Here is a 15,867-nt window from a genome sequence, read left to right on the forward strand (position 1 = left end):
GCGGGCGTCTACTTCTTGCGGCTCGGTCCCGCACTGCGCTTGAAGCGCGTGCCGGCGCCGCTGCGGGCAGGGTGCTTCTTCGCCTGCGCGGCCTGGGCCAGGGCTGCACGGCGCGCGGCGGCGGCAAAGCCGGCGGCCGACTTGGCGGTGGAGGGGCGGGCGGCGCGTCCGCTCTTGGGCGCGGCGGCAGTGGCGGCCGGGGCTTCCTCGCGGCGCTGGCGCCAGACGATCAGGATGTTGCCGATGTGCTGCACCGGCGCCGCGTCCAGCGCTGCGCACAGATCATTCAGCAGTGCGTCGCGCTGCGTGCGCTCGGTGCCGTATACGCGCACCTTGATCAGTTCGTGGGCCTGCAGTGCGCGCTCGATTTCGGCCAGCACCGCCGGGCTCAGGCCGTTGGCGGCGATGCTCGCCACCGGGCTGAGATGGTGGGCGCGGGCGCGCAGGTCGCGGCGCTGCGCAGGGGTGAGTTCAGTCATGGGTATTCTCGATTCAGGGCATCAGCGGCGAAGCCCCCGCCTGGCGGCCGGGGGCTTCGCAAGGCAGGGATTCTACTCCGATCTTCAAACATGAAGCGAACCAAGACCAGCAAGGCCTGGATGCGCGAACACGTGAACGACGCCTTCGTCCAGCAGGCGAAGGCGCAGGGCTACCGTTCGCGGGCGGCATTCAAGCTCGCCGAGATCGACGACCGCGACCGTCTGCTGCGCCCCGGCGCGGTGGTGGTGGACCTGGGTGCGGCGCCGGGTTCGTGGAGCCAGGTCGCAGTGCAGCGCATCGGGCCGCAGGGGCGGGTGTTCGCGCTCGATCTGCTGCCCGTGGAGCCGATCAAGGGCGTCGAGTTTCTGCAGGGCGACTTCACCGACGACGCGGTGGCGGCGTGCTTCGAAGAAAGTCTGCAGGGCGCGGCGGTGGACCTTGTAATGTCGGACATGGCCCCCAATATGTCGGGGGTGCCCACCGTGGACCAGGCGCGTTCCATCCACCTGTGCGAACTGGCGCTGGACTTCGCGGCGCGGCATCTCAAGCCGGGCGGCAACTTCCTGGTCAAGGTCTTCCAGGGCGAGGGCTTCGACGACCTGCGCCGGCAGATGCAGGAGGTCTTCCGCACCGTGCAGGTGCGCAAGCCCAAGGCGTCGCGCGACCGCAGCGCCGAGGTCTACCTGCTCGGAACGGGGCGGAAGTAGGGCACAAGCAGGGCTGTTGCGCGTCTTGCGATTGTTATTGTTGATGGTGGCGATTGGTTTGCGGGTGGGAACGTTCGCCACTAGAATGGGTCACTCTTGCGTCTGCCCCAACCGGGCTCTCGGGGAAATACGTTGAACAATCTCTTCAAGAATCTCGCCATCTGGATGGTGATTGGCATCGTGCTGATGACGGTCTTCAACCAGTTCAACGAACGCCAGGTGGCGCCGAACACCATGGAGTACTCCCAGTTCATGGAGGAGGCCAAGGCCGGGCGCGTCTCCAAGGTCACGGTGGATGGGCGCACGCTGCGCGCCAGCACCCAGGACGGGCGCTCGATCACGGTGTATACCCCCGGCGTGCAGGACATCTGGATGGTCTCCGACCTGATGCGCTACGGCGTCACGGTCAATGCCTCCAAGCCCGAGGAGGAACAGTCCTTCCTCGCCAGCATCTTCATCTCCTGGTTCCCCATGCTGCTCCTGATCGGCGTGTGGATCTTCTTCATGCGCCAGATGCAGGGCGGCGGCAAGGGCGGCGCGTTCTCGTTCGGCAAGAGCAAGGCGCGCATGCTCGACGAATCCGCCAACTCCATCACCTTCGCCGACGTCGCCGGCTGCGACGAGGCCAAGGAGGAAGTGGGCGAACTGGTGGAATTCCTGCGCGATCCTTCCAAGTTCCAGAAGCTCGGCGGGCGCATCCCCAAGGGCGTGCTGATGGTCGGCTCGCCCGGCACCGGCAAGACCCTGCTCGCCAAGGCCATCGCCGGTGAAGCCAAGGTGCCGTTCTTCTCCATCTCCGGTTCGGACTTCGTCGAGATGTTCGTCGGCGTCGGCGCTGCGCGCGTGCGCGACATGTTCGAGCAGGCCAAGAAGCATGCCCCGTGCATCATCTTCATCGACGAGATCGATGCGGTCGGCCGCCAGCGCGGCGCGGGCCTGGGCGGCGGCAACGACGAGCGCGAGCAGACCCTGAACCAGTTGCTGGTGGAAATGGACGGCTTCGAAGGCACGGCCGGCGTCATCGTCATCGCCGCTACCAACCGTCCGGACGTGCTCGACCCGGCGCTGCTGCGCCCGGGCCGCTTCGACCGCCAGGTGGTGGTGCCGCTGCCGGACATCCGTGGCCGCGAGCAGATCCTCAAGGTGCACATGCGCAAGGTGCCCATCGCTCCGGACGTGGACCCCCACGTGCTGGCGCGCGGCACGCCGGGCTTCGCGGGCGCGGACCTGGCCAACCTGGTCAACGAGGCGGCCCTGTTCGCCGCGCGCGCCAACAAGCGCCTGGTGGATATGGACGACTTCGAGCGCGCCAAGGACAAGATCATGATGGGCGCCGAGCGCCGTTCCGTGGTCATGCCCGAGGAAGAGCGCCGCAACACCGCCTACCACGAATCCGGCCACGCGGTGGTGGCCAAGCTGCTGGACAAGACCGATCCGGTGCACAAGGTCACCATCATCCCGCGCGGCCGCGCGCTGGGCGTGACCATGCAACTGCCGGCCGAAGACCGCTACAGCCAGGACCGCGAGCGCCTGCTGCAGATGATCGCGGTCCTGTTCGGCGGCCGCATCGCCGAAGAGATCTTCATGAAGCAGATGACCACCGGCGCCTCCAACGACTTCCAGCGCGCCACCGACCTGGCCCGGCGCATGGTCACCCAGTGGGGCATGTCGGACACGCTCGGCCCCATGGTGTACGGCGAGGAGGAAGGCGAAATCTTCCTCGGCCGTCAGGTCACCACCCACCGCAACGTGTCCGAGAGCACGATGCAGAAGGTGGACGCCGAGATCCGCCGCATCATCGACCAGCAGTACGCCCTGGCGCGCAACCTGATCGAGACCCACCGCGACAAGGTCGAGACCATGGCCCATTCGCTGCTCGAATGGGAGACCCTGGACGCCGACCAGGTGAACGACATCATGGACGGCAAGCCGCCGCGTCCGCCCAAGCCCACGTCCGTGCCGGTCAAGCCGTCGTCGGACAGCGGCACCGGCGGCGAGCAGCCGAACGCTCCTGCGCCGGCTGCCTGAACGGCGCGGCAATCGATTCAGCCCGCGGGCCGGCCATGCCGGCCCGTTTCCTTTGGATGAGCCCCAAATGACGACGTTGCAGTGCGGACGTTTCCGCCTCGACCTCACCCGCCCGCGGGTCATGGCGATCGTGAACCTGACCCCTGATTCCTTTTCCGGGGACGGTGTGGGCGACGATCTGTCCGCCGCGCTGACCCGGGCCGAGGCGGCCGTCGAGGCGGGCGCCGATCTGCTGGACATCGGCGCCGAATCCACCCGCCCCGGTTCCGACCCGGTGCCGGAGGAGGTGGAGATCGCCCGTATCGTGCCGGTGGTGAAGGCGCTGCTTCCCTGGCAGGTGCCGATCTCGGTGGATACGCTCAAGCCCGCGGTCATGCGCGCGGCACTCGATGCCGGCGCGGATCTGATCAACGACGTAAACGGCTTCCGCGCACCCGGCGCGCTGGAGGCGGTGCGGGAAGGCGACGCCGCCCTGTGCGTGATGCACATGCAGGGCGAGCCGCGCACCATGCAGGCCAACCCGGTGTATGCGGACGTGGTGGGCGAGGTCGCCGACTTCCTCGCCGCACGGGTGGACGCCCTGTGTGCGGCCGGCGTGGACCGGGCGCGCCTCGTACTCGACCCCGGCTTCGGCTTCGGCAAGACCTTGCAGTACAACCTGGCGCTGTTCCGCGGCATCGAACGCCTGACTGCCACCGGGCTGCCGGTGCTCGCCGGGCTGTCGCGCAAGTCCATGCTGGGCGCGATCACCGGCCGTCCGGTGGACCGCCGCCTGGGCGCCAGCGTGGCTGCCGCGCTGCTCGCGGTGCAGCACGGCGCGCGCATCGTGCGCGTGCACGACGTGGCGGATACCGTGGATGCGCTCAAGGTGCTGGCCGCCGTACAGACGGGGTAGGAGCGGGCTTGCCCGCGATGCGGCGGTTCCGGGTGTTAATGACGCCGCATCGCGGGCGAGCCCGCTCCTACCTCCTGCCGCATCGATCACTGCGGCCCGCCCGGCTTGCTGCCATAATTGCGGCCTTTCCATCGAAGGGCAGCGGAGACGGCATGGGACGCAAGTATTTCGGCACCGACGGGGTGCGCGGCCGGGTAGGGGAGGCGCCGATCACCCCCGAGTTCGTCATGCGCCTGGGCTATGCGGCGGGCGTCACCCTGGTGGCGCGCGAACACCTGCCCCACGGCGAGCACCCGGCGGTGCTCATCGGCAAGGACACGCGCATCTCCGGCTACATGCTGGAGGCCGCGCTGCAGGCGGGCTTTGCGGCCGCCGGCGTGGACGTGATGCTGGCCGGCCCGGTGCCGACCCCGGCGGTGGCCTACCTCACCCGCGCGCTGCGCCTGCAGGCCGGGGTGGTGATTTCGGCCTCCCACAATCCCTTCTTCGACAACGGCATCAAGTTCTTCTCCGCCGGCGGCACCAAGCTGCCGGACGCGGTGGAGGCGGAGATCGAAGCCCGCCTGGAGCAGCCCATGGGCTGCGCCGACGCGGCCCGGCTGGGGAGGGCGCGCCGCATCGGCGACGCGGCGGGGCGCTACATCGAATTCTGCAAGAGCACCTTCCCCAACGAACTGGACCTGCGCGGCCTGCGCATCGCGCTGGACTGCGCCCACGGCGCGGCCTACCACATCGCCCCGGCGGTGTTCCACGAACTGGGCGCCGAAGTGCTGCCGGTGGGGGTGGAGCCCAACGGGCTCAACATCAACGACGGCGTCGGCGCCACGCGGCCGGACAATCTGCGCCAGGCCGTGCTGGCCCAGGGCGCGGACCTGGGCGTCGCGCTGGACGGCGACGGCGACCGCCTGATCATGGTGGACCGCGGCGGCGAGATCTACGACGGCGACAAGCTCCTCTACGTGATCGCCGCCGCCCGCCACGCCGAAGGCCGGCTGGACGGCGTGGTCGGCACGCTGATGAGCAATCTGGGCTTCGAGCACGCCATCGGCCGTCTCGGCGTGCCCTTCGCCCGCGCCCGGGTGGGCGACCGCTACGTGCTGGAACTGCTGCACGAACGCGGCTGGAAGCTGGGCGGCGAGAACTCCGGCCACATCATCTGCCTGGACCGCCACAGCACCGGCGACGGCATCGTCTCCGCGCTGCAGGTGCTGGCCGCGCTGCGCCAGCAGGGCCGGACCCTGGCCGAAGCCTGCGCCGATCTGGTGTTCTATCCCCAGCGCCTGATCAACGTGCGCCTGCCCGCCGGTTTCGACTGGCAGGCAGACCGCGCCATCGCCGCGGCACGCGAGACGGCGGCAGCCGAACTGGGCGAGGGCGGCCGCGTGCTGCTGCGTCCCTCCGGCACCGAGCCGCTGCTGCGCGTGATGGTGGAAGGGCGCGACGGCGCCCAGGTGGAGCGCCTGGCCGAGGCGATCGCCGGGGCGGTGCGCAGCGCGGTGGAGTAGGCGCCGGCATCGGCGCCTAGAATGAATCTTCCGCTCATCGAGGAGCCGCCATGCCCGCCACCGCCCTTGCGCGCTTCCGGCGCCTGGAACTGATCCCCCAGGCCACTCCCCTGCAGAGGCTGCCGCGCCTGTCGCGCCACCTCGGCCGCGAGGTGTGGATCAAGCGCGACGATCTGACCCCGCTCGCCCTCGGCGGCAACAAGGCACGCAAGCTGGAGTTCCTCGCCGCCGACGCGCTGGCCCGGGGTGCCGACGTGCTGGTCACCGCGGGGGCCATCCAGTCCAACCACGTGCGCCAGACCGCGGCGGTGGCCGCCCAGTTCGGCCTCGGCTGCCTGGCCCTGCTGGAAAACCCCATCGGCACCGCCGACGCGAACTACCTGGGCAACGGCAACCGCCTGCTGCTCGATCTGTTCGGTACCGAGGTGGAACTGGTGGCCGACCTCGACAACGCCGACGAACAACTCGGGGCCGCCTGCGAACGCCTGCGCGCCGCGGGGCGCAGGCCCTACCTGGTGCCGATCGGCGGCTCGAATGCGCTCGGTGCGCTGGGCTATGTGCGTGCCGGCCTGGAACTGGCCGAACAGATGGCGGCCAGCGGCCGCGACTTTGCCGCCGTGGTGCTCGCCTCCGGCAGCGCCGGCACCCATGCCGGCCTGGCGCTGGCCCTGGAAACGATGCGCCCGGGCACGCGCGTGGTCGGCGTCACCGTGTCGCGCCCGGACGCGGCCCAGCGCCCCAAGGTGGAAGGCCTGCTGCAGCGTACGGCCGGGCTGCTCGGCGTGGCGCTGCCCGGAAGCTTGCGCATCGAACTGTGGGACCAGTACTTCGCGCCGCGCTACGGCGAGCCGAACGCCGCCGGTCTGGCGGCGATCCGCCTGCTGGCCGGCCAGGAAGGCGTGCTGCTCGATCCCGTTTACACCGGCAAAGCCTTCGCCGGCCTGCTCGGCGGCCTGGAGCGCGGCGCCTTTCCGGGCGACGGGCCGCTGCTGTTCCTGCACACCGGCGGCGCGCCGGCGCTGTTCGCCTATCACCCGGCCGAGGGGCGCTGATCGATTCACCAAAAAGGAATATATAGATAATTTTTTATTAGTTTTGCGCATAAGGATTTCGCCCTAGAGTGAGCCGACCCTTCATCGCCTGCACGAGGTTCGCCATGAAATTCTTCTCCTCCCTGCGCCGCCGTTTCCTGCTCGGCAGCCTGGGCCTGCTGCTCGGTGCCGGCCTGGCCGGTCCCGGTTTCGCCGCCGATCTGCTCGATACCATCAAGCAGCGCGGCGTGGTCAGGATCGGTCTCGAAGGCACCTACCCGCCCTTCAACTTCCAGGACGAGCAGGGCAAGCTGACCGGCTTCGAGGTGGAATTCGCCGAAGCGCTGGCCAAACAGTTGGGCGTCCGGGCGGAGTTCCAGCCCACCAAGTGGGACGGCATCCTCGCCGCGCTGGAATCCGGCCGTCTGGATCTGGTCATCAACCAGGTCACCATCGGCGAGGAGCGCCGCAAGAAATACGATTTCTCCAAGCCCTACACCTATTCCGGCATCCAGGTGCTGACGCGCAAGGGGCAGGAAAACCAGTTCCCCACCCCGGCGTCGCTGAAGGGCAGGAAGATCGGCGTGGTGCTGGGCACCAACTACGAGCAATGGCTGCGCGAAAATGCTCCGGGCGCCGACATCCGCACCTATGACGACGACCCGAGCCGCAACCAGGATCTGCGCATCGGCCGCCTCGATGCCATCCTGGTGGACCGCCTGAATGCCGCCGAGATCATCCGCCTGACCGGCGACACGCTGGCCCTGGCCGGCGAACCCTTCTCGCGCCAGGAGGCGGGCATCCCGCTGCGCAAGGGCAATCCCCAGTTGCTGGCGGCGATCGACGGCGCCATCGACGCGCTGCGCGCCGACGGCACCCTGAAGCGCATTTCGGAGAAGTGGTTCGGCATCGACGTGACCAGCCGATGATCAGCCTGCAACTGATCCAGGACTCCGTGCCCTTCCTGCTCAAGGGCGCGGGATGGACGGTGGTGCTGAGCCTGGGCGGCATGGCCTTCGGCCTGCTGCTCGGCTTTTCCCTGGCGCTGATGCGGCTGTATGGCTACCAGCCGCTGCGGTGGCTGTCGCGCATCTACGTGTCCTTCTTCCGCGGCACGCCCCTGCTGGTCCAGTTGTTCATGATCTACTACGGCCTGCCCCAGCTCGGCCTCCAACTGGAACCGCTGCCGGCCGCGCTGATCGGCTTTTCGCTCAACATGGGGGCGTACACCTCGGAAATCCTGCGCGCGGCCATCGCCTCCATCGACCGCGGCCAGTGGGAAGCCGCCGCCAGCATCGGCATGAGCCGCGCGCAGACGCTGTACCGCGCCATTCTGCCCCAGGCCGCGCGTACCGCCCTGCCGCCGCTGGGCAACAGCTTCATCTCCCTGGTCAAGGACACCGCCCTGGCCGCCACCATCCAGGTTCCGGAACTGTTCCGCCAGGCGCAGTTGATCACCGCCCGCACCTTCGAGATCTTCACCATGTATCTGGCCGCGGCGCTGATCTACTGGCTGATGGCCAGCGTCCTGGCGCACTTCCAGGCGCGCCTGGAGGCCCGGGTCAACCGGTTCGAGCAGGATTCCTGATGATTTCCGTCCGCAACCTGAAGAAGGCTTTCAAGGGCAGCGAGGTGCTCAAGGGCATCGATCTCGATGTCGCCCCCGGCGAAGTGGTGGCGATCATCGGCCCCAGCGGTTCGGGCAAGACCACGCTGCTGCGCTGTCTCAATCTGCTGGAGGAGCCCTCTGGCGGGAAGATCCGGGTGGGCGCCATCGAGATCGACGCCGACAGGCCGCTCAAGGGGCAGTCCGGGCTGATCCGCAAACTGCGCCAGCACGTCGGCTTCGTGTTCCAGAGCTTCAACCTCTTCCCCCACCGCACCGTGCTGGAGAACGTCATCGAAGGCCCGGTGCAGGTGAAGAAGGAGGCGCGCGCCCAGGCCGTGGAGCGCGCTCGCGCGCTGCTGGCCAAGGTCGGCCTGGCGGGCAGGGAGGACGCCTGGCCCAGGCGCCTCTCCGGCGGGCAGCAGCAGCGCGTGGCCATCGCCCGGGCGCTCGCCATGCAGCCGGACGTGATCCTGTTCGACGAGCCGACCTCGGCGCTCGACCCCGAACTGGTCGGCGAGGTGCTGGCGACCATCCGCGACCTGGCCGAGGAGAAGCGCACCATGGTCATCGTCACCCACGAGATGAGTTTCGCCCGCGACGTGGCCGACCGGGCGATCTTCATCGATCATGGCGTGATCGTGGAGCAGGGCGAGGCCAGGGCGCTTTTCAGCGCGCCGCGGGAAGAGCGCACCCGGCAGTTCCTGAGCAAGTTCCTGCTCGACCGCCAGGCCTGAGCCCCGGCGTTCCGGCCGGGTTCACCCGCCGCGCTGCGGGTGATGCATCCATTTCGTGACATTTAACAGAACTGTCATCGTTGCTGCGGATAATCCGTTCCGTTCCCGCTCAGGCGGGAGCCCGCCCCGGACGGGAAAGCCGAATTCACGAGACTGGAGAATCCGTACATGTTCAACAAGAGCTTCATCGCGGCCGCCGTCGTGGCTGTCGGCGCCTCGTTCGCTGCGCCGGCCATGGCGCGCGACAACCTGCAGATCGCCGGTTCGTCCACCGTGCTGCCGTTTGCCAGCATCGTCGCCGAGGAATTCGGCAACGCCTTCCCGCAGTTCAAGACGCCGGTGGTCGGCTCGGGCGGCTCGTCGGGCGGCCTGCGCCAGTTCTGCCAGGGCGTGGGTGCCAACACCATCGACATCGCCAATGCCTCGCGTCCGATCAAGTCGGCGGAAGTCGATGCCTGCAAGAAGGCCGGCGTCGGCAAGATCATCGAAGTGCAGATCGGCTACGACGGTATCGTGTTCGCCTCGCGTGCCGACAAGGGCAGCTTCGCGCTCGAACCCCGGCACGTCTTCCTCGCCGCCGGCGCCCAGGTGCCGCAGGGCGGCAAGCTGGTTGCCAACCCCTACACCCGCTGGTCGCAGATCGACAAGTCCCTGCCCGACCAGGAGATCGTGCTGGTGATCCCGGCTTCCAACCACGGCACCCGCGAAGTGTTCGAAGAGAAGGTGACCCACGCCGGCTGCGACGCGCTGCCGGAAGTGAAGGCGCTGGACGGCGACGCGAAGAAGAAGGTGTGCAGCAGCCTGCGCCAGGACGGCCGCCTGATCGAGATCGCCGGCGACTACACCGAGACCCTCGCACGCCTGCAGGCCCAGGGTGATGCGGTGGGCGTGTTCGGCCTGAGCTTCTATGACCAGAACCGCGACCGCCTCAAGGTGGCCACCGTCAATGGCGTGACGCCCAGCCTGCAGACCATCGGTTCCGGCCAGTACCCGGTGTCCCGCCCGCTGTTCTTCTACGTCAAGGGCGAGCACATCGGCGTGATCCCGGGCCTCAAGGAATATGCCGAGTACTTCCTGAGCGAGCAGGTGTCCGGCTTCGGCAGCCCCCTCGAAGCGGCCGGTCTGATTCCGCTGAGCAACGACGAGCGCGGTAAGATCCTCGCCAACGTGCGCAACGGCAAGACCGTCCAGTAACACCGGCATGCTGGTAAACGGCCGGCGCGGGTTGGGCCGGCCGCCGCAACGATCGCCCCGAATTCGCGCAGCAGCGCGGTTCGGGGTGATTGCCGAATGCCGACAGCGGAGTTCGAATGAATAATTGGGTATTGATCTGCGTGCTGCTGATGCTGATGGCGCTGGCCTATCAGTTCGGCCTCGCGCGCAGCCGGTCGGTGGCCGGGCAGGGCGCCGCGCGCATGCACTCGCGCCCCGGCTACTACGGCCTGCTGGTGGCCCTGTGGTGCGGCCTGCCGGCCCTGGCCGTGTTCCTGCTGTGGACCCTGTTCGAGCCGGGCATCATCCGCTCGGTGGTGCTCAACCAGTTGCCGCCGGATCTGGCGGGCCTGCAGGGCAACGAGCTGGAAGTGCTGCTGCGGCGCATCGAGCAGATCGCCTCGGGCTTCGGCGTTTCCGATCAGCCGGCCGCTTTCGAGCTCGCCGCCGCCGAGCGCATGCGCAGCCTGCAGAACACCGGCCGCCTGGCGATGATCGCCAGCATGGCGGTGCTGTGCGTCGCCGGCCTGGTGTGGACGCTGCGCCGCATCGACCCGCAACTGCGGGCGCGCAACCAAGTCGAGTCGGTGTTCCAGGCGCTGCTGGTGATCAGTTCCACGATCGCCATCCTGACCACCATCGGCATTGTGCTGTCCATGGTCGGTGAGGCGCTGCACTTCTTCCGCTTCGTCAATCCGGCCGAGTTCTTCTTCGGCACCGTGTGGAATCCGCGCTTTTCCACCACCGGCGCCGCCGACCAGGGCCAGTTCGGCCTGCTGCCGCTGCTGTGGGGCACGCTGATGGTCAGCATCATCGCGCTGCTGGTCGCCGTGCCGGCCGGCCTGATGACCGCGGTGTACATGGCCGAATACGCGCCCGCGTGGCTGCGCGCCGTCGCCAAGCCGGTGATCGAGGTGCTCGCCGGCGTGCCGACCATCGTGTACGGCTTCTTCGCGCTGATCACCGTCGGGCCGTTCTTCTCCGTCCTGGGGCAGACGGTGGGCATAGACATCCGCGCCACCAGCGCGCTGACCGCCGGCGTGGTGATGGGGATCATGATCATCCCCTTCGTGTCCTCCCTGTCCGACGACATCATCACCCAGGTGCCGCGGGCCATGCGCGACGGCTCGCTGGGGCTGGGGGCGACCAAGTCCGAGACCGTCCGCAAGGTGGTGCTGCCGGCCGCGCTGCCGGGCATCGTCGGCGCCTTCCTGCTGGCCGCGAGCCGGGCCATCGGCGAGACCATGATCGTGGTGCTGGCCGCGGGCAACAGCCCGATCCTGCACGCCAATCCGTTCGAGGCGGTGTCCACCGTGACGGTGACCATCGTCAACCAGCTCACCGGCGATACCGACTTTGCCAGCCCGCAGTCGCTGGTGGCCTTCGCCCTGGGGCTGACGCTGTTCGTGATCACCCTGTCGCTGAACATCGTCGCGCTCTACATCGTGCGCAAGTACCGCGAACAGTACGAGTAAACCGTGGAAACAGAATCCATGCACAACGACGACGCTTCCGCCCCGCGCACGGACCCGTCCACCCAGCGCCGCCTGGTGGAGCGTTCCCTCGCCCGCCGCCACGGCGCCGAGAAGCGCTTCCGTGCCGCCGGCCTCGCGGCGGTGTTCTTCGGCCTGGGGATGGTCGCGCTGCTGTTCGCCAGCATCCTGGCCAAGGGCGTGCCGGCCTTCTGGCAGGCGACGGTGGTCACCGAAGTGTATTTCGACCCCGAGATCATCAAGGTCGATCCGCGCCCGGTGGCCCAGCCCGGCGAGACGCCCGCGCAACTGCACGAGCGCGAGATGGCCTGGCAGACCCAGCTCACCATGGCGAACTGGAACCGCATCATCGAGAACACGCTGGCCGCCCATCTGCCCGAAGTGACGGACGCGCGCGCGCGCGCCCGGCTGCGCCAACTGGTCACCAGCGGCGAACGTTTCGTGCTGCGCGACAGGGTGATCGCGGACCCGGCGCTCATCGGCCAGCGCCTGACCCTCAAGCTGCTCGCCGACGCCAACGTGGACGTCTGGCTCAAGGGGAACATCGACCGCAGCCTGCCCGACAGCCAGCAGCAACTGGCGCCCGACGTGCGCGCCTGGGCAGACCAGTTGCACGAGCGCGGCGTGATCCAGATGAAGTTCAACACCACGCTGTTCGGCAACCCGGATTCGCGCAGCTCGCTCGCTTCCGCCGGCCTGGCCGGGGCCTTCGTGGGGTCGCTCTTCATGATGGCCATTGTCATCCTGCTCGCGGTGCCGGTCGGCGTGGCGAGCGCGGTCTACCTGGAAGAGTTCGCACCGCGCAACCGCTTCACCGACCTGATCGAGGTGAACATCAACAACCTCGCCGCGGTGCCGTCCATCATCTTCGGCCTGCTCGGCGCGGCGGTGTTCATCAACTGGTTCCACATGCCCCTGTCGGCTCCCATCGTCGGCGGCCTGGTGCTGTCGCTGATGACCCTGCCGACCGTCATCATCGCCACGCGCTCGACGCTGCAGGCCATCCCGCCGTCCATCCGCCAGGCCGCGCTCGGCATCGGCGCCTCCAAGGTGCAGATGATCCTGCACCATGTGTTGCCGCTGGCCCTGCCGGGCATCCTCACCGGAGCCATCATCGGCGTCGCCCAGGCCATCGGCGAAACCGCTCCGCTGCTGCTGATCGGCATGAGCGCCTTCGTCGCCGCGGTGCCGGCGACGCCCTTCGATCAATCCACCGCGCTACCGGTGCAGATCTATTTGTGGCAGGGTAATGAACTGCGCAACTTCTTCGAAGCGCGCACCTCTGCCGCCATCATCGTGCTGCTGGGCCTGATGCTCAGCCTGAACGCGCTCGCCATCTGGCTGCGCAAACGATTCGAGAAAAGGTGGTGAGTATGAAAATGGAAGATACCGTCATGCGTGCAACGCTGGTCAACGCCGAAAAGTTCGTGGGTGTGGCCAACGGCGCGCTCAAGATGGCCGCGCGCGACGTGCGCGTGTTCTACGGCGAATCCGAAGCCCTGCACGGCGTGGATCTGGACATCTACGAGAACGAGGTGCTGGCCTTCATCGGCCCCTCGGGCTGCGGCAAGTCCACCTTCCTGCGCTGCCTGAACCGCATGAACGACACCATCGACGGCTGCCGCGTGACCGGGCGCATCGAACTCGACGGCGAGGACATCTACGACCGGTCGCTGGACGTGGTGCTGCTGCGCGCCCGCGTCGGCATGGTGTTCCAGAAGCCCAACCCCTTTCCCAAGTCCATCTACGAGAACATCGCCTACGGTCCGCGCCTGCACGGCCTGGCCAGCGGCCGCGCCGAGCTGGACGATATCGTCGAGCGCAGCCTGCAGCGCGCCGGCCTGTGGGAAGAGGTCAAGGACCGCCTCGAACAGCCTGGCACCGGCCTGTCGGGCGGCCAGCAGCAGCGCCTGTGCATTGCGCGCGCGATCGCGGTGAGCCCGGAAGTGATCCTGATGGACGAGCCGTGTTCCGCGCTCGACCCCATCGCCACCGCCAAGGTGGAGCAACTGATCACCGAACTCTCCGAGACCTACACCATCGTCATCGTCACCCACAACATGCAGCAGGCCGCGCGCGTCTCCCGGCGCACCGCCTTCTTCCACCTCGGCAACCTGGTGGAGGTGGACGACACCACGAAGATCTTCACCAGCCCGTCCGACGGCCGGACCGAGGACTACATCACCGGCCGCTTCGGTTGATGCCGCGGGGGCGCCGTTGGCGCCCTTCGTTTTCCCCTATAATTCAATATTCGTTGAATCGTTAAAATCATCCGCGCCACTTCCTATCCGGAGGATTCATCCATGGCAGACGAACCCATCTACAACGTCCTGTTCTTGTGTACCGGCAATTCGGCGCGCTCCATCCTCGCCGAAGCCATCCTCAACCGTGAAGGCAGGGGCCGCTTCCGCGCCTGGTCGGCCGGCAGTCACCCCGCGGGCGCCGTGCATCCGCTGGCGCTCGAACTGCTCGCCAGGCTCGACCACCCGGTGCACGGCCTGCATTCCAAGAACTGGGACGAGTTCGCCGCGGCGGGAGCGCCGGAGATGGATTTCGTCATCACGGTGTGCGACAAGGCCGCCGGCGAAGTCTGCCCGGTGTGGCCGGGCCAGCCCATGACCGCGCACTGGGGGATGCCCGATCCCGTGGCCGTGGAGGGTTCGGACAGCGAGCGCCACCTCGCCTTCGCCGACACCTACCGCATGCTGCGCAACCGCATCGGCATCTTCCTGAGTCTGCCCCTGGCGAGTCTGGACCGCTTCAGTCTGAAGTCGCGCATGGATGCCATCGGCTGGACGCACGGCGAGGGGGCGGAGCGGGCCGATGGCTGAGGCGTGCGCCGTGTTCCCGCTTTCGCGCCGCCTGGGCGCGGAAGGCCCTGGGCGCGCTGCTGTTCGGCATCCTCGGCGGCCTGGCTGCCGGCAGAGGTAGCTCACCGCCGTCCGTCCACGGCCATCAGATAGGCTGCCAGGGCCACGCCGACGACTGCCGCGAGCAGCGGCGCCATGGGCGCGTAGCCGTTGCCGTTGGCCAGCAGCAGCGCGACGGCCAGCGGCGCCGCGGCCTTGGCGAAGAAGGCCGGGCGGGCGATGCGCCCCATGAGGCTGCCGTAGGCGTCGCGGCCGAAGAGTTCGGCCGGCACGGTGCCGCGCACGATGGTCATGGCGCCGTTGGCCGCGCCGTACAGCAGCGCGAAGGCGAAGGCCAGCCAGGGTGCCGTGCCGGCCGCCCACAGCAGCAGCATCGCCAGCAGCATGGCGCCGAAGGACAGCATGCCGACCCGGATCGGCACCAGGCGGCGGGCGAAGGCCAGCTCCGCCACGCGCCCCGCGACCTGGGCCGGGCCGATCAGGCTGGCGGCCAGGATGGCCTGGGCGGCCGGCAGCCTGGTGGCGCCCAGGGCGCCGACCACGTGGGCGCCGATGGCCGAGATGGCGAAGGACGAGACCGCGAAGGCCGTGCACAGCCACAGGAAGCGCGGCCCGGCTGGAGCGTCCGCCTGCGGCGCGGGCGTGTCCGGGCCGGCCGATGGGGCCGCCGGCACGGGCGCCCCCTGCAGGCCGAACCAGAACAGCGGCAGCACCACCAGCAGCAGAATGGCGGCGAACACCCCCAGCGTGGCGCGCCAGCCGAGCGTGCTTTCCAGAGACCAGGCCAGCGGCCAGTAAACCGTGCTGGCGAAGCCGCCGAACAGGGTCAGGGCGGTGAGCGCCTTGCGGTAGGCCTTGCCGGCCACCTGGGAGAGCGCCGGAAAGGCGGCGTCGTACAGCGTGGCGGCCATCGCCAGTCCGGCGAGCAGCCAGCCGGCGAACAGGGTCACCGGCCCCTGGGCGAGCGCCAGCACGGCCAGCGCCAGCGCCCCCAGCACGCTGCCGCCAGCCAGCACGCGGCGTCCGCCCAGGCGGTCGATGGCCCGTCCCACCCACGGCGAGGCCAGGCCGGAGGCGCCCAGCGCGGCCGAAAAGGCGCCGAACACCAGACTGCGCGACACGCCCAGCCCTTCGGCCATCGGCCCCGCGAGCACCGCCACGCTGTAGTACAGGCTGCCCCAGGTGGCGATCTGCGCCAGCCCGAGGGCAATGACGATGGCGGCGAGGTGGCGGGAGCGTGGAGCCGTGGAGGAGGGGAGCGGGGCGGACATGGACGCAAGCATACCTGCTCCGTTCCGTCGCC

Annotated in this window: 15 protein-coding genes; 13 read left to right on the forward strand and 2 right to left on the reverse strand. The window is 68.7% G+C overall.

What is annotated here, in order from left to right:
* Positions 1 to 8: 8 nt before the first annotated feature.
* Positions 9 to 479 (reverse strand): YhbY family RNA-binding protein, encoded by a 471-nt coding sequence (locus E6O51_RS06100; RefSeq protein WP_136384091.1) that lies wholly within the window; start codon positions 477 to 479, stop codon positions 9 to 11.
* Positions 480 to 569: 90 nt separating this feature from the next.
* Here E6O51_RS06100 and rlmE point away from each other — a divergent pair, with 90 nt between their 5' ends.
* The 13 genes from rlmE (at position 570) to E6O51_RS06165 (ending at position 14,525) form a co-directional block, all read left to right on the forward strand.
* Positions 570 to 1,187: a 23S rRNA (uridine(2552)-2'-O)-methyltransferase RlmE gene (gene rlmE, locus E6O51_RS06105; RefSeq protein ID WP_136384092.1), complete on the forward strand. Its 618-nt coding sequence runs from the start codon at positions 570 to 572 to the stop codon at positions 1,185 to 1,187.
* Between the two features lie 132 nt (positions 1,188 to 1,319).
* A complete protein-coding gene (gene ftsH, locus E6O51_RS06110) occupies positions 1,320 to 3,215 on the forward strand; it encodes an ATP-dependent zinc metalloprotease FtsH (RefSeq protein ID WP_136384093.1) in 1,896 nt (631 codons plus the stop codon).
* A 67-nt stretch (positions 3,216 to 3,282) separates the two neighbouring features.
* Positions 3,283 to 4,110 (forward strand): dihydropteroate synthase, encoded by an 828-nt coding sequence (gene folP, locus E6O51_RS06115; protein ID WP_136384094.1) that lies wholly within the window; start codon positions 3,283 to 3,285, stop codon positions 4,108 to 4,110.
* A 152-nt stretch (positions 4,111 to 4,262) separates the two neighbouring features.
* On the forward strand, positions 4,263 to 5,615 hold the full coding sequence (glmM, locus tag E6O51_RS06120; RefSeq protein WP_136384095.1) for a phosphoglucosamine mutase: 1,353 nt from the start codon (positions 4,263 to 4,265) through the stop codon (positions 5,613 to 5,615).
* Positions 5,616 to 5,665: 50 nt separating this feature from the next.
* The gene (locus E6O51_RS06125) at positions 5,666 to 6,667 is read left to right on the forward strand and encodes a D-cysteine desulfhydrase (protein WP_136384096.1); all 1,002 of its coding nucleotides are present in this window, start codon (positions 5,666 to 5,668) and stop codon (positions 6,665 to 6,667) included.
* Positions 6,668 to 6,771: 104 nt separating this feature from the next.
* Positions 6,772 to 7,575 carry a cystine ABC transporter substrate-binding protein gene (gene tcyJ, locus E6O51_RS06130; RefSeq protein WP_136384097.1) on the forward strand — a complete coding sequence of 268 codons (804 nt, stop codon included), beginning with the start codon at positions 6,772 to 6,774 and terminating at the stop codon, positions 7,573 to 7,575.
* Complete coding sequence (gene tcyL, locus E6O51_RS06135) at positions 7,572 to 8,234, forward strand: cystine ABC transporter permease (RefSeq protein ID WP_136384098.1); 663 nt, start codon at positions 7,572 to 7,574, stop codon at positions 8,232 to 8,234. The genes tcyJ and tcyL overlap by 4 nt, the downstream gene beginning before the upstream one ends.
* Positions 8,234 to 8,989 (forward strand): L-cystine ABC transporter ATP-binding protein TcyN, encoded by a 756-nt coding sequence (tcyN, locus tag E6O51_RS06140; protein WP_136384099.1) that lies wholly within the window; start codon positions 8,234 to 8,236, stop codon positions 8,987 to 8,989. The genes tcyL and tcyN overlap by 1 nt, the downstream gene beginning before the upstream one ends.
* Positions 8,990 to 9,157: 168 nt before the next feature.
* Positions 9,158 to 10,183, forward strand: coding sequence for a substrate-binding domain-containing protein (locus tag E6O51_RS06145; RefSeq protein ID WP_136384100.1), 1,026 nt, complete (start codon positions 9,158 to 9,160; stop codon positions 10,181 to 10,183).
* A gap of 116 nt (positions 10,184 to 10,299) precedes the next feature.
* Positions 10,300 to 11,676 carry a phosphate ABC transporter permease subunit PstC gene (gene pstC / locus E6O51_RS06150; RefSeq protein ID WP_136384101.1) on the forward strand — a complete coding sequence of 459 codons (1,377 nt, stop codon included), beginning with the start codon at positions 10,300 to 10,302 and terminating at the stop codon, positions 11,674 to 11,676.
* A gap of 18 nt (positions 11,677 to 11,694) precedes the next feature.
* Complete coding sequence (gene pstA, locus E6O51_RS06155; RefSeq protein WP_136384102.1) at positions 11,695 to 13,065, forward strand: phosphate ABC transporter permease PstA; 1,371 nt, start codon at positions 11,695 to 11,697, stop codon at positions 13,063 to 13,065.
* An 8-nt stretch (positions 13,066 to 13,073) separates the two neighbouring features.
* Complete coding sequence (pstB, locus tag E6O51_RS06160) at positions 13,074 to 13,895, forward strand: phosphate ABC transporter ATP-binding protein PstB (protein WP_456238943.1); 822 nt, start codon at positions 13,074 to 13,076, stop codon at positions 13,893 to 13,895.
* Between the two features lie 102 nt (positions 13,896 to 13,997).
* Positions 13,998 to 14,525: an arsenate reductase ArsC gene (locus E6O51_RS06165; RefSeq protein ID WP_136384103.1), complete on the forward strand. Its 528-nt coding sequence runs from the start codon at positions 13,998 to 14,000 to the stop codon at positions 14,523 to 14,525.
* Between the two features lie 101 nt (positions 14,526 to 14,626).
* Here E6O51_RS06165 and E6O51_RS06170 read toward each other — a convergent pair whose 3' ends face one another.
* On the reverse strand, positions 14,627 to 15,835 hold the full coding sequence (locus E6O51_RS06170) for an MFS transporter (RefSeq protein WP_168735200.1): 1,209 nt from the start codon (positions 15,833 to 15,835) through the stop codon (positions 14,627 to 14,629).
* Positions 15,836 to 15,867: the final 32 nt, after the last annotated feature.

Origin of the sequence: Pseudothauera rhizosphaerae, from assembly GCF_004801305.1 — a bacterium.
GTDB classification, from domain to species: domain Bacteria; phylum Pseudomonadota; class Gammaproteobacteria; order Burkholderiales; family Rhodocyclaceae; genus Pseudothauera; species Pseudothauera rhizosphaerae.

Excerpts from the sequence above, each read along its gene's own strand:
- E6O51_RS06100 (WP_136384091.1), bottom strand. The coding sequence starts at position 479 with ATGACTGAACTCACCCCTGCGCAGCGCCGCGACCTGCGCGCCCGCGCC.
- rlmE (WP_136384092.1), top strand. The coding sequence starts at position 570 with ATGAAGCGAACCAAGACCAGCAAGGCCTGGATGCGCGAACACGTGAAC.
- folP (WP_136384094.1), top strand. The coding sequence starts at position 3,283 with ATGACGACGTTGCAGTGCGGACGTTTCCGCCTCGACCTCACCCGCCCG.
- glmM (WP_136384095.1), top strand. The coding sequence starts at position 4,263 with ATGGGACGCAAGTATTTCGGCACCGACGGGGTGCGCGGCCGGGTAGGG.
- E6O51_RS06125 (WP_136384096.1), top strand. The coding sequence starts at position 5,666 with ATGCCCGCCACCGCCCTTGCGCGCTTCCGGCGCCTGGAACTGATCCCC.
- tcyJ (WP_136384097.1), top strand. The coding sequence starts at position 6,772 with ATGAAATTCTTCTCCTCCCTGCGCCGCCGTTTCCTGCTCGGCAGCCTG.
- tcyL (WP_136384098.1), top strand. The coding sequence starts at position 7,572 with ATGATCAGCCTGCAACTGATCCAGGACTCCGTGCCCTTCCTGCTCAAG.
- tcyN (WP_136384099.1), top strand. The coding sequence starts at position 8,234 with ATGATTTCCGTCCGCAACCTGAAGAAGGCTTTCAAGGGCAGCGAGGTG.
- E6O51_RS06145 (WP_136384100.1), top strand. The coding sequence starts at position 9,158 with ATGTTCAACAAGAGCTTCATCGCGGCCGCCGTCGTGGCTGTCGGCGCC.
- pstC (WP_136384101.1), top strand. The coding sequence starts at position 10,300 with ATGAATAATTGGGTATTGATCTGCGTGCTGCTGATGCTGATGGCGCTG.
- pstA (WP_136384102.1), top strand. The coding sequence starts at position 11,695 with ATGCACAACGACGACGCTTCCGCCCCGCGCACGGACCCGTCCACCCAG.
- pstB (WP_456238943.1), top strand. The coding sequence starts at position 13,074 with ATGGAAGATACCGTCATGCGTGCAACGCTGGTCAACGCCGAAAAGTTC.
- E6O51_RS06165 (WP_136384103.1), top strand. The coding sequence starts at position 13,998 with ATGGCAGACGAACCCATCTACAACGTCCTGTTCTTGTGTACCGGCAAT.
- E6O51_RS06170 (WP_168735200.1), bottom strand. The coding sequence starts at position 15,835 with ATGTCCGCCCCGCTCCCCTCCTCCACGGCTCCACGCTCCCGCCACCTC.